13 protein-coding genes are annotated in these 11,714 nt (G+C 39.8%); 9 read left to right on the top strand and 4 right to left on the bottom strand.

Features of this window, described 5'->3' with window-relative positions:
* Window positions 1-195: 195 nt before the first annotated feature.
* Entirely contained in the window at window positions 196-585 is a 390-nt protein-coding gene (locus tag M3205_RS10560; protein WP_251169869.1) for a DUF7147 family protein, read from the bottom strand.
* Window positions 586-803: 218 nt separating this feature from the next.
* Here M3205_RS10560 and M3205_RS10555 point away from each other — a divergent pair, with 218 nt between their 5' ends.
* The 3 genes from M3205_RS10555 to coaD all read left to right on the top strand — a co-directional run bounded on the left by M3205_RS10555 (window position 804) and on the right by coaD (window position 3,619).
* On the top strand, window positions 804-2,174 hold the full coding sequence (locus M3205_RS10555) for a stalk domain-containing protein (protein WP_251169868.1): 1,371 nt from the start codon (window positions 804-806) through the stop codon (window positions 2,172-2,174).
* A 351-nt stretch (window positions 2,175-2,525) separates the two neighbouring features.
* Window positions 2,526-3,080, top strand: a complete 555-nt coding sequence (gene rsmD / locus M3205_RS10550) for a 16S rRNA (guanine(966)-N(2))-methyltransferase RsmD (protein WP_251169867.1) — start codon at window positions 2,526-2,528, stop codon at window positions 3,078-3,080.
* A gap of 59 nt (window positions 3,081-3,139) precedes the next feature.
* Entirely contained in the window at window positions 3,140-3,619 is a 480-nt protein-coding gene (gene coaD, locus M3205_RS10545) for a pantetheine-phosphate adenylyltransferase (protein ID WP_251169866.1), read from the top strand.
* A 79-nt stretch (window positions 3,620-3,698) separates the two neighbouring features.
* On the opposite strand, the gene ylbJ is transcribed toward coaD, so the two are convergent.
* Window positions 3,699-4,916: a sporulation integral membrane protein YlbJ gene (gene ylbJ, locus M3205_RS10540; protein ID WP_311315722.1), complete on the bottom strand. Its 1,218-nt coding sequence runs from the start codon at window positions 4,914-4,916 to the stop codon at window positions 3,699-3,701.
* 323 nt (window positions 4,917-5,239) lie between these two features.
* On the opposite strand from ylbJ, the gene M3205_RS10535 reads away from it, so the two are divergent.
* Both M3205_RS10535 and M3205_RS10530 read left to right on the top strand, forming a co-directional pair.
* The gene (locus M3205_RS10535; RefSeq protein ID WP_251169865.1) at window positions 5,240-6,031 is read left to right on the top strand and encodes a patatin-like phospholipase family protein; all 792 of its coding nucleotides are present in this window, start codon (window positions 5,240-5,242) and stop codon (window positions 6,029-6,031) included.
* Window positions 6,028-7,038: a SepM family pheromone-processing serine protease gene (locus M3205_RS10530; protein ID WP_251169864.1), complete on the top strand. Its 1,011-nt coding sequence runs from the start codon at window positions 6,028-6,030 to the stop codon at window positions 7,036-7,038. The genes M3205_RS10535 and M3205_RS10530 overlap by 4 nt, the downstream gene beginning before the upstream one ends.
* 87 nt (window positions 7,039-7,125) lie before the next feature.
* On the opposite strand, the gene M3205_RS10525 is transcribed toward M3205_RS10530, so the two are convergent.
* Window positions 7,126-8,340, bottom strand: a complete 1,215-nt coding sequence (locus M3205_RS10525) for a nucleotidyltransferase (RefSeq protein ID WP_251169863.1) — start codon at window positions 8,338-8,340, stop codon at window positions 7,126-7,128.
* 228 nt (window positions 8,341-8,568) lie between these two features.
* On the opposite strand from M3205_RS10525, the gene M3205_RS10520 reads away from it, so the two are divergent.
* The 4 genes from M3205_RS10520 (at window position 8,569) to M3205_RS10505 (ending at window position 11,158) form a co-directional block, all read left to right on the top strand.
* On the top strand, window positions 8,569-9,093 hold the full coding sequence (locus M3205_RS10520; protein WP_095244131.1) for a YceD family protein: 525 nt from the start codon (window positions 8,569-8,571) through the stop codon (window positions 9,091-9,093).
* A gap of 118 nt (window positions 9,094-9,211) precedes the next feature.
* Window positions 9,212-9,385: a 50S ribosomal protein L32 gene (gene rpmF, locus M3205_RS10515; RefSeq protein WP_009791160.1), complete on the top strand. Its 174-nt coding sequence runs from the start codon at window positions 9,212-9,214 to the stop codon at window positions 9,383-9,385.
* A 276-nt stretch (window positions 9,386-9,661) separates the two neighbouring features.
* Entirely contained in the window at window positions 9,662-10,420 is a 759-nt protein-coding gene (locus M3205_RS10510) for an enoyl-CoA hydratase/isomerase family protein (RefSeq protein ID WP_251169862.1), read from the top strand.
* Between the two features lie 108 nt (window positions 10,421-10,528).
* Window positions 10,529-11,158: an RsfA family transcriptional regulator gene (locus M3205_RS10505; protein WP_251169861.1), complete on the top strand. Its 630-nt coding sequence runs from the start codon at window positions 10,529-10,531 to the stop codon at window positions 11,156-11,158.
* Window positions 11,159-11,231: 73 nt separating this feature from the next.
* Here M3205_RS10505 and M3205_RS10500 read toward each other — a convergent pair whose 3' ends face one another.
* Window positions 11,232-11,705, bottom strand: a complete 474-nt coding sequence (locus M3205_RS10500; protein WP_251169860.1) for an N-acetyltransferase — start codon at window positions 11,703-11,705, stop codon at window positions 11,232-11,234.
* Between the last annotated feature and the right edge of the window lie 9 nt (window positions 11,706-11,714).

Here is an 11,714-nt window from a genome sequence, read left to right as displayed (position 1 = left end):
GAATTTGAAAAAAATGGCCAACTGGACTTGGCAAGGTCCAGAAATGGCCTAGAAGATGACCTCGGAGAGGTCTATCATCATCTGAAAATGCTTCAAAGCCAATAAAATTCAAAAAAGAGGTCCGGAAAGAGACTATTCCGAACCCCTTTTGTCTACAAACTGAGGCGTGAGCAAAAGCTCATGCCTATTTCTCATTTAATGCAGCGGTGCAATAAAATGATTAAGTCTTAATATCCCTATCAAATATTGATAATATAATTCCTTTTCATTAAAAATAGCTGAGGGCTTTACTATCAGCTGAATAATTTCTTTATTCAGCTCTTTCGCAGCATTCTCGAATAAATCATACCTTTTATTCGGCACTGAGTTTGGATTCGGGATCCCTTCACGGCAAATATATAATGGCTGAAATTCTCCCGGGTCAGTCGGCTTTAATATAACTGCCAGGGATGTCATTTCTCTATTATTGACGTTCGTATGGAATGCAGCCATGTGGGACAAGCGATGATTGTTTGCCCGCGCAATTTCAATTAATTCATAAATATCTGAGTATCCCTCGCCAATTTCTATAAAACGCTGTATCAAAATTAGAACCTCCTTAAGACTCATCGAATTCACATATTAAATGCTATTTGTCCATCCATACTTTATCATTTTAAGTATATAAATAGAATGGAAAAAAATCATAAAATATATAAAAATTAATGTGACTGATGACCTTCCCTTTGGTATTGTTAGGTTAAAAGAAAAAGGACTAAGAGGGCAAAGCAATGTGGAAGGCATCTTTATTAATTTTTTTACTTTTGTCTGGAATTATTTCAGGTATGGTACTGTGGCAGTGGCACACTTATTCCGAGCGTGCGATTGCCATGAACAGTTCCGAGGCGATTACACAGGAAATCACAGTCGAAACGCATCAGAAAGAACTAAAAATCTCTCAAAAGTTATACGGGCTTGAGGCCCGAAAAGAGTATAGGCTGGATATTCCCGACACTCTATTTAAATGGAACTGCAAAACTGGAACCGGAAAAATCTGTGATTCAGCAGACGAAAGTCCTTATACATTTTTTTCCGCAGATGATAAGATGATATTTGAGTATACTGTACCGATTAATGAAAAGAAAAAAGCATTCCTGTTAACTGATTGGTTTGTTAAAATCCCCGGAATAAAGGCTGAGGGCTTGTCCATATCAATTTCAGACTCTTTCAAAAGAGAGGGAACATGGGCAGCGGGGATTAGACTTAATACACAGAAGAAACTAGATCATATCGATTATTATTATTTCGAGGGCTACGGAAACGTCCCCTCACTTTATTGGCAAGAGGAACCGCTTTTGAAGAAGGCTATAAACAATACAGATGCATACACAGCCGATATTCTGGCAGCCAGCTTGGATTTTAATAAACTGAATAACATCGGAAATTTTCCATTTATGTCGGTTATCCTTACCGATCGCTTTCCAGAATATATGGATGAGCATATCCTGATTACATCTCCACAAGTTATGGCCGACCAGCTGGAAAGAAAGCTCATAGCTTTTCAGCTTCAGAGAAAATTTGCAGATGGATCTCCAGACTGGATTACTGATGCATTGACATCAGGATTAATGGATTTAAAACCCGGCTCAAAGAAAGGCAGTATAGTCTTGAAGGAATTGCAGGGAGAGCTGACCGAAAATGAGCTAAAAAATTATCTTATTAATGTATTCCAGTCGGATTCTCTGGATGCAGAGAAGCTGGACAAGCTTTTAGGTAATGTTAAAGGTATTCATACACAATTTTTCACGATGAATATCAAAAACAAATCACCGCTTGTCCCGCTGTACTTTCAGGAAGAAAAAAAGCTATGGGTGTCTGGTGATGAGAAGGAGAGCATTCATTTAGTATATAAGGATGAGAAGGTTTTTCTTCCATTTACAGCCGCTATGCAGGCATTAGGATATGAAGTAAAGGTCCTTTCTGGTGAGGAAACGATGCTTGTGTCAAAAGGGAAGAACAGTTATCGGTTTTATTTGAATAAAAATATTTTTATCTATAATGAAGAAGATTATGGATTGCTTATGGATCCATTTACCAGGCAAAACGGAACAATATGGATGGAAATCCAATGGTTTAAAGCACTTTTTGGAGTGACTGCTGAAGAAAGAGAAAGCGGGATTCTTCTGACCCCATGACAGAATTTTACAAAACAAAATAAAAAGCCCTGCAGTTAACTGCAGGGTCCTTCTATATCCTTTTCAGGATAGAAGGCAAAGGGAGAGGAGAAACCGGAGGAAGAACTTATGGGGAAACGTAAGTCTTCTCCGCGGTTGGCAACAACATCCTTAAATAGATGCTGTTAATTACATTATTTCCACAATCATTATGGATATACACATACTGTTATATTTTTTTCCTGCTGATAATTTCGCTTACAATTTGCCGGTTGGCTACAAATTGTAAGATATGGTAGGATAGGATAGAAAAAAACAGTTTTTCATTTCGAAAGTGTGGAAAATTGAATATTGCAGGTTAGTGGTGATCGTATGCGAGTGGTATCGGGAACTAGGAAAGGAAAGTTATTAAAAGCTGTTCCGGGCAGCTCAACCCGTCCGACTACTGATAAAGTAAAAGAAGCTATTTTTAATATAATTGGGCCTTATTTTAACGGTGGCCAGGGGCTTGATCTATTTGCGGGCAGCGGAGGCCTTGGCATTGAAGCTCTGAGCAGAGGAGCTGACAAGGTTATTTTTGTGGATAGGGACGGAAAGGCCATTCAGACCATCCATGAAAATATTCGAAATTGTGATTTTGAAGAAAAGGCAGAAATATATCGAAATGATGCGGATCGTGCACTCAAGGCAATTCTAAAAAGAGATTTGACTTTTGATTATATATTTCTCGATCCGCCATACCGAAAACAGCAGCTTCATAACCTTCTTAAGGTCATTGATGAGAATAACCTTCTTTCGGATCATGGAACAATTTTATGCGAACATGGATCAGATGTGGAGCTCCCTGAAAATGTTGGTGGACTGGTTCAAAAGAAGCATGAAAATTACGGGGTAATTTCTATCTCTATCTACAGTCGGGCTGAATAATACATACTTAGAGAGCTAATGGAAAATATACATAACAAGAATGTGACAGGGGGATAACAATGGGAGGCATCGCGGTTTGTCCAGGCAGCTTTGATCCAATTACTTATGGTCATCTGGATATTATTAAGAGAGCGGCAAAGGTATTTGAACAGGTTTATGTGGTTGTGTTGAATAATTCTTCAAAAAACCCTCTTTTTAATGTTGAAGAAAGGATTCATCTGATAAAAGAAGTTACGAAGGATCTTAATAATGTAAAAGTTGACTCTTTTCAGGGGCTGTTGATGGATTATGCAAAATCTGTAAATGCAAATGCAGTTATTCGGGGCCTTCGTGCAGTTTCTGATTTTGAATATGAAATGCAGATCACATCCATGAACAGGGTCTTAAATGATGAAGTGGAAACCTTTTTTATTATGACGAACAATCAATATTCGTTTTTAAGCTCAAGCATTGTGAAAGAAGTAGCAAAATATAGCGGGGATATATCTGAACTAGTTCCTGACATTGTAGAACAAGCTCTGAAAGACAAGTTCCAATAATAAATCAGCGGAGTTATCCTTACCTGCTGACTGTATGGGGTTTAATATAACGGGTGCCTGATAGGTACCCGTTTTGCTGTTAATTCCTATCCAACCGCCTGGCGAGCATTAATGTATAAACTGAAAGTGCAAGTATAGTTATAATCGGACCGGATGAGATGAATCCTTCCATTAATTTACCGAGCAACGAGTATTTTTCAAAAAGACCGACCGGAATGGCATTGGACGGCTGTTCTGTATTGTAATAGTGTTCATAAATTGGCTGCCAAAGAATGAATGCATAAAATGAAGCGGCAAAGCCATGAACAATTCTTGCGAAAAAGAAAGGCTTGAAGTTAATATCAGTTTGTGCCAGGATGCTCGCCACTTGAGCCTGTACGCTGAATCCGCTGAAAGCGAGTATAAAACTGACAATGATGACCTGATGCATTAATGTTGCCTGCTGAACCTGGCTTGTCATCTGGCTGCCAAGTGTTATTTCAAACAAACCTGAGATGAACGGGATGCTTAATTCAGGTGGCAGGCTGAATATAGACAACACAGCTTCTATGCCTTTTGCAAGGAATGCCGTGATTCCAATGTGAAATAGGAGTTTGTTAATCACTGAGAATAAAATGATAAATCCGCCAATCATCAAAAGTGTCTGGATGGATGACATGACTGCATCTCCGAGAAGCTTTCCAATCGGACGGTTATCCTTTATTCTTGTCCGATGAAGAGCTGATAAGGCTGCCCGCAGTGATGGATTTGACTTCCTTCCATCATGTGAAGTTTGCTGGGACCCTTTCCCATAGAACCTCATTAATAAACCGACGGTAATATTGCCTAGATAATGTGCCAGGGCCAATATTACACCAAGCTTAGCGTTATTAAAAAAACCAACCGATACGGCACCGAATATAAACAAAGGATTTGAACAATTAGTAAAGGAAACTAGGCGCTCTGCTTCTGTTTTAGAGAGCTGTCCCTCTTGCCGCAGCCTTGCGGTCAGTTTTGCTCCTGCCGGATAGCCTGAAGCCATCCCCATTGCCCAGACAAACCCGCCAACTCCAGGAACTCTGAAAAGAGGCCTCATCAAAGGTTCAAGAAGTACTCCAATGAATTTAACTACACCAAAGCCGATCAGCATTTCTGAAACTATAAAGAAAGGCAGCAATGAAGGGAAGACAATTTCCCACCACATATCCAAACCCCTGATGGATGCATCAACCGATTCTTGGGGAAATGAAATTAATGAGATGGCCATTAAGGTTACAGATAGTGCAAGAGTAACCGTTTTTAATTTGGAACGAAACACGGACAAGCCTCCCTCAAGTTGTACTGACTGTGAAATGAATTTAAACAATGGTAAAATAAAGAAGCATTTGCATCTATATTTTTCTCGTGCCTTTTTGTTTGTTTGATCCGGAACAAAGGTATGCAGTGATAAAGGTTGTGCTGTTAAGTCTTGTCCCCATATAACTCAATATACTCATAGAACTTTAAAATAGACCATAGAATTAAGTACAGGCATAGGTGAATTTTTAGCTGAAAATTTTTAGTGTATGCTTCTTTTGGAAATAAAAAGAATAGAATAACTTTAAGTACGAATCAGCCAGTGGCATATAAGGGGGGAGTCTTTTGCGGCGTCCGAAAATAGGTTTGGCACTTGGTTCGGGAGGAGCTCGGGGATTCGCCCACCTGGGTGCGATTAAGGTCATGAAGGAAGCCGGGATACCGATTGATTATATTGCCGGCAGCAGCATGGGTGCCATGGTTGGCTGCTTTTATGGGGCGGGGCTGGATGTTGATCGGTTATATAAGCTTTCCAAAGCATTTAAAAGAAAGTATTATTTAGATTTTACAGTTCCCAAAATGGGCTTTGTGGCTGGGAAACGAGTAAAGGAACTGATCCGCATATTCACTCATGGAAAAAACCTCGAGGACCTCGATATTCCTGTTAATGTGGTCGCAACAGATTTAATGACTGGTGAAAAAATTATTTTTAAAAGCGGCCCTATTTCTGATGCTGTGCGGGCAAGCATATCCATCCCGGGTATATTTGTTCCTGAAAAATTAAATGGCCGACTTCTAGTGGACGGAGGGGTAGTGGACAGGGTTCCTGTGTCAGTTGTTAAAGAAATGGGAGCTGATATCGTTATCGCTATCGATGTTTCACATGTTAAGGCACATGCGGAAATCACTTCAATCTACGACGTAATCATGCAAAGTCTGGATATCATGCAGATGGAGCTTGTCAGTCACCGGGAAATTGCTTCTGATTTTATGATTAGACCCAGGGTGGAAATGTATAGCTCCCGCGCATTTACAAATATTGAAGAAATCATCAAAATTGGCGAAGAAGAAGCAAAAAAGCATATTGACAGTATTCATCATTACATAACTAAATGGAAGGAGCATCCTGATTCATGAGAAGCAAATTTTATACCCGTTCCTTCTTAATTTTGGCAGTTATCCTGGTGGCCAGTTCGTTTTATTATCTGCCTTATTATGTATCAAAGCCAGGTATGGCAAAAGAACTTGAACCGATTATTGAGGTGGAAAACGGTTATGAAGAACAAGGAAGCTTCATGCTGACTACCGTAAGAATGGGCCGGGCGAATATATATGCATATATGGCTGCCAAATTCAGCAAGTATCAGGAATTGTATCCTGTGGAAGAAATACGGGCTGAGAATGAAACAGATGAAGAGTATAATGTAAGGCAGCTTCATATGATGGCAACTTCCAAACTGGCTGCTATTGAAACGGCCTATAAAAAAGCCGGCCTGCCCATTCACTATCTTTATAATGGCGTATATGTCCTAAATGTACGGCCTGATATGCCTGCTGACGGAAAACTTCAGGCAGGTGACCGCATCTTTAAAGTGGACGGCAGGGAATTCGAATCTTCTGAGGAATTTATCAGTGCTGTCTCCAATAAGCAGGAGGGCAGTAAAATTACGCTAACTTTTGAACGGCAAGATAAAACGATCGAAACCTCGATTCCTTTAAAAACACTTGAGGAAACAGGAAAGCCTGGCGTGGGGATCACTCTTGTTGACGACAAAGAAATAAAGGTGGAACCGGCTGTGAATATTGACAGTGAAGCAATTGGCGGCCCTTCCGCCGGACTGATGTTTTCTCTTGAAATTTACAATCAGCTAATAAAAGAAGATTTGACGGGAGGCTATAAAATAGCCGGTACCGGAACAATCAATTCCGAAGGGACAGTCGGAAGAATTGGCGGGATCGAGCAGAAAATCGTAGCAGCAGACAAGGCGGGAGCAGAAATTTTCCTTGCGCCTAATGAAAATGGTGCAGAAGACTCCAATTACAATGCAGCTGCTGCAACAGCCAGAGATATTAAGACCGATATGAAAATCGTTCCGGTGGATACTTTTGATGATGCAGTGGAATATTTAAGAAACCTGGAATAATAATGAATTGCACCGGAAGCTAAAAGCCAGCGGCAATTGAATTGCTGCTGGCTTCTTTATTTTTAGTGAAGAGTCTGAAGAACAGATTTAGTCAACGATAATAGGAGGCTGATTAAATTCCTGCTGCAGAAGACTTCGGTCCTCAGCAGCCTGAATGCCCATTGCATATACTCGGGAGGCTTTAATATCCAGATGCAGCTGTTGTGCAGCATGCGATGAAATTCTTGATATCAGGGGAAGCTTTAAGTCAGACTTATGCATGTTTAAATACTTCCTGCCATTTCTGGACATCCCTAAAAGACGAAGATATTCCGCTTTTAATGGTTTATTGGGCATCTCTGTTTTTTCCGTATTTGTAAGGATGTGTACACAAGCCCGCTGAAGTCTTGTCCATGTGTACCTCTTTGTTTTAATCTTTTCCATGAACTGCTGAAAGCTTTCTGCCTGAACTGCTGCTGATAAAAACCTATGCTCCAGGCCTTCTTCCATTTCATAAATGCATCTTAACAGTTCAGGCTGTAGATGGATCAGGCGGAATTTTAAAAAGGGCCAATATTGTTCCCATTGATGAAACGTACCATACTCTCTTTTATATTGAAGTAAACCCTGATATGTAGTTTCAGGAACATACTGGCGAATGGATTCGATTTCTCCACTCTCGCTAAAAAGTGTTTTTCTTATGCTTGTTGCACTAGCAATAGATTCGGAAGAAAATTGTTCATCATGATATCCAGCGCTTTTTCTTGCAACTGTAAAAAGCTGCATAGATGAATTGATCCTGCGGGCGGAATTTAGATATTGAAAACCAAGAATGTTATTCGGTTTTGAAAGGTCAACCAATTCATCCTCAGGATTCAAGTCAAGGAATGCCATGGATGCTGCTTTTGGATAGCTGACTCCTGCATCCAGGTGTACTCTGAGCTTTTCCTGGTAGACAGTCTGATGATTTCCGAGAAATGACAGCGTCTGGTGAAAGCTTTCCATATTGCCGGATTCACTCCCGAAGCATAAGCTGCTGCAGCCGGCTGCATCGAGAATGGATACGGCTCCGCTTGCGAAAATATCTGCCTGCTGCACGGCAAACTGGTAAGGAAGTTCAAAGATAATATCTGCACCAGCCTTTAATGCCATTTCAGCCCGTTTCCATTTTGAAACTAACGCAGGTTCTCCTCGCTGCAGAAAGTTTCCGCTCATGACCGCAATTATGGTTTCTGCACCTGAAATATTTTTGGCCTGCTCCAAATGGAAGGCATGGCCATTATGAAAAGGATTATATTCTACAATTACACCTGTTGCTTTCATATTGACATACTCCTCAAAAAGGTTTAAAAAGATATGTATTGGAAAAAGTATTATAAGAAAAGCGGGAGAGCATTACCCAATAACCAAAATCTCTGAATCCGCAAAAAAACTTTTTACTAAAGAAGCCTTCAATAGTATGATAATAGCTACATTATAGTGTAAAGAAAAAATATTGACAAATAATTATAGGAAGGCTATAATTACCTTTGTTGCCTTGGGGTGATTCGTATGAAATGGACTTTAAGTCAGTTACAAAAATATCGAAGCAAGGACTTTCCCATTGATGAAATTGTCAATGCTGATGAGGTCATGAAATTGAATCCGGAAATACGCGGTGCATCACCAATGCATGTGACTGGCCGTGCGGATACAGATTCTGCCAAAGTGACTTTTCATTTAACTATAAAGGGTCATTTAATACTGCCTTGTTCTCGTACTTTAGTTGACGTAAATTATCCAATTAATGTTGAAACAACTGAAACTTTCTTATTAAAAGGTCCTGATTATGAGACTGAAGAGGAAGTTCACCAGGTAAAAGGGGATGTGATTGATTTAAATCCGATCCTTCATGAGATCCTTTTACTAGAAGTCCCAATGCAAGTTTTCTGCGAAGACAGCAGTGAAGAGGGAGCTCCGCAATCCGGTAAGGATTGGGAGGTCATTCATGAGCAGGATAAACAGGATAAAGTAGATCCTCGTCTTGCCGGACTTGCTCAATTTTTTGATCAGAATGATCCTTCTTCCGATTCATAACGGAAGAAAAACAAGAAGCACTTGAAGACACCAGCTTGCTCTGGCCTTCATAACTTTCTTAATGGGTTTGTCCAATTCCTATGGACATCCTCTAATACTCTTTAAGGAGGTGGGAAGAATGGCTGTACCTTTTAGAAGAACATCTAAAACTGCGAAGAGAAAACGTCGTACCCATTTTAAATTACAGGTTCCTGGTATGGTAGAATGCCCAAACTGTGGTGAAATGAAACTTGCTCACCGCGTTTGCAAAGCTTGCGGAACTTACAAAGGAAAAGAAGTAGTTAACGACTAATCCTTTAGATACAAAGGGGCTGGGACAAAAGCATTTCGACCAAAGAAAAAAACGAACTATTATTCGAAATTCTGATTTAGAGTTTCGTAATAGTTCGTTTTTTTTATTTTTATTACTTTTTAAAATAGAAATCATTCGGCTTTAACAACGGACAATTTAGTTCTGTCCCAGCCTCTTTTGTCGTTTTAAAGGATCGATTTATATATTATAAGTTTAAAGCTATCCCTATTTTTGCTAATATTAAAAATAGTTTAATCGAAAATTTTGGAGGTAGCCATGAAACCCTACATAATTGAAGAATATGAGAATGGCCTGTTAATTTTCAGGATTAACAGACCTGAAAAAAGAAATGCCGTAAACTATGAGGTTATGGATGGTCTGGAGATCGCAGTACATATGGCTGGCAAGAAATCAGTTAAGGCGCTCGCGATTACTGGTGAGGGAGACCAGGCTTTTTGCTCAGGAGGGGACCTATCTTCCTTTCACAGTTTAAAGACAGAAAATGAAGCTTTAGGAATGCTAAGCAGAATGGCTGCTCTTTTAAAAAAATTACTATTCTTGCGTAAACCAACTATTACAATATTGAATGGAACAGCTGTCGGCGGTGGCTGTGAACTGGCTGCTGCATGTGATTACAGAATTGCTAAAACAGGAATAAAAGCAGGTTTCGTTCAGGGGACTTTAGCCATAACAACCGGCTGGGGAGGCGGTTCCATTATTATGGAAAAGATGCTTCCTGCCAATGCCATGAGAATGCTGATGGAAGCAAAGTTATATAATGAAGAGGAATTAAAAGAATTAGGTTTTGTACATTCAGTCTTTCAGGGGGATTCAACCGATGGATGTCTGCGTTTTCTGGAAAGAATGCTTAGACTTGAGAGTGAGGTATTGGAAGCTTATAAAGATCTTCTTGTAAATAAGTGGGAGAAAGCAGGCTTAGAAGAGAGAATTGACCAGGAAGTCCGCCGCTGTTCTGTTTTATGGGAGGAAGAAGCACACCATGCCAAAGTTGACAGCTTTCTGAATAAGTCATAAGTGTATTCTTTATGGGGATGAATAAAGTTGCATTTTATAATATGATATCAGTCTATCTTTTCTAGCATTGGCATATGTATAAAGAAAAACACTAGGAGGGATACACTGATGTCTTCAACCCGTCAGGATGCTTGGTCTCAAGATGAAGATTTACTTCTTGCAGAAGTTGTGCTCCGTCATATACGTGAAGGAGGAACTCAGCTGCAGGCATTTGAAGAAGTTGGCAAACAGTTAAGCAGAACAGCGGCTGCCTGCGGATTTCGCTGGAATTCTTATGTAAGAAAACAATATAAATCAGGTATTGAATTGGCAAAAAAGCAGAGAAAAGAAATGAAGAAAAGCCCGCATGCTGCTGGAAGTGAAAAGGATTATCATGCAGTTCCTGAGGGAAAGGCGGATAAAAGCGAAAACACAGTGCAGGCAATTAGTAGGGAAATCGAGTTTGATGAATTAGCCGGCTTTCTGAAATCTTTATATGAGAAAGCTCAGAAGCCTGTATCTGCAGAAGATCCCGGTGCTTTGAAACGCATTCAGGAGCTGGAGAAGCAAATGTATTACCTGGCTGCGGAAAATGAGAAATTAATTAAAGAATTAAATACTCTGGAACAGGATTACAAAGCACTTGTAGAGATTATGGAAAGTGCAAGAAAGCTTGTTGGGCTTAAGGACGGAAGCCGTCACAAAAACTTGAAATTTACTGTAAATCCAGAAATAAAGCCTGAAAAGGTTGAGAAATAGACGATTGTAAATAAAAATAAGCGGACTTAAATTGTCCGCTTATTTCTATGCATTTATAGCAGAAGTCAGCTGCTTAATGAGTTTGTTCCTTAACACCAGTCGGGAACCAGGCAAGCGGATTCTCTCCCAGGTCGCGTTCCATATCATAATGGACTGGCTCGAATCCCATTTTCTCCCAGAAAGCCTTTGATTTCACACGCGGATTTGTTTTGATAGGAAGTCCAAATCCTTTTGCAAATTCTACAAGTGATTGCCCATAACCTTTGTTTTGATAATCAGGCAAAACTTCAAGCTTCCATAGCTCTAAATAATCCTGTGCAGGTTCGAAATAGCGGTCGAATCTTGCTTCAATCTGGTAAAGGCTCATGCGTGCAACAAGTTTATCTCCAAAGTAAATACCATAAAATGGAGATTCGCTGTCGTTTTCGATAATATTAGCTTCAAGGTCTTCAAGCATGGAAAGCTCCTGCAATCCATATTCTTTAAATTTCTTAAACTCTTCCAGAGTTTTATAATTTACCTTTAATTTTTCAACCTTATAGTTCATAAAATCTCC

The organism is Cytobacillus firmus, assembly GCF_023715565.1.
GTDB lineage: Bacteria > Bacillota > Bacilli > Bacillales > Cytobacillaceae > Cytobacillus > Cytobacillus firmus_C.
Note: the sequence above shows the minus strand (reverse complement) of the source record. Positions and strands in the feature narration are given on the sequence as shown.

Bases quoted from the DNA above. Each gene is read 5' to 3' on its own strand.
- M3205_RS10525 (WP_251169863.1), bottom strand. From the start codon at position 8,340: ATGAAAGCAACAGGTGTAATTGTAGAATATAATCCTTTTCATAATGGC.
- rpmF (WP_009791160.1), top strand. From the start codon at position 9,212: ATGGCTGTACCTTTTAGAAGAACATCTAAAACTGCGAAGAGAAAACGT.
- M3205_RS10530 (WP_251169864.1), top strand. From the start codon at position 6,028: ATGAGAAGCAAATTTTATACCCGTTCCTTCTTAATTTTGGCAGTTATC.
- M3205_RS10505 (WP_251169861.1), top strand. From the start codon at position 10,529: ATGTCTTCAACCCGTCAGGATGCTTGGTCTCAAGATGAAGATTTACTT.
- M3205_RS10520 (WP_095244131.1), top strand. From the start codon at position 8,569: ATGAAATGGACTTTAAGTCAGTTACAAAAATATCGAAGCAAGGACTTT.
- rsmD (WP_251169867.1), top strand. From the start codon at position 2,526: ATGCGAGTGGTATCGGGAACTAGGAAAGGAAAGTTATTAAAAGCTGTT.
- M3205_RS10500 (WP_251169860.1), bottom strand. From the start codon at position 11,705: ATGAACTATAAGGTTGAAAAATTAAAGGTAAATTATAAAACTCTGGAA.
- coaD (WP_251169866.1), top strand. From the start codon at position 3,140: ATGGGAGGCATCGCGGTTTGTCCAGGCAGCTTTGATCCAATTACTTAT.
- M3205_RS10510 (WP_251169862.1), top strand. From the start codon at position 9,662: ATGAAACCCTACATAATTGAAGAATATGAGAATGGCCTGTTAATTTTC.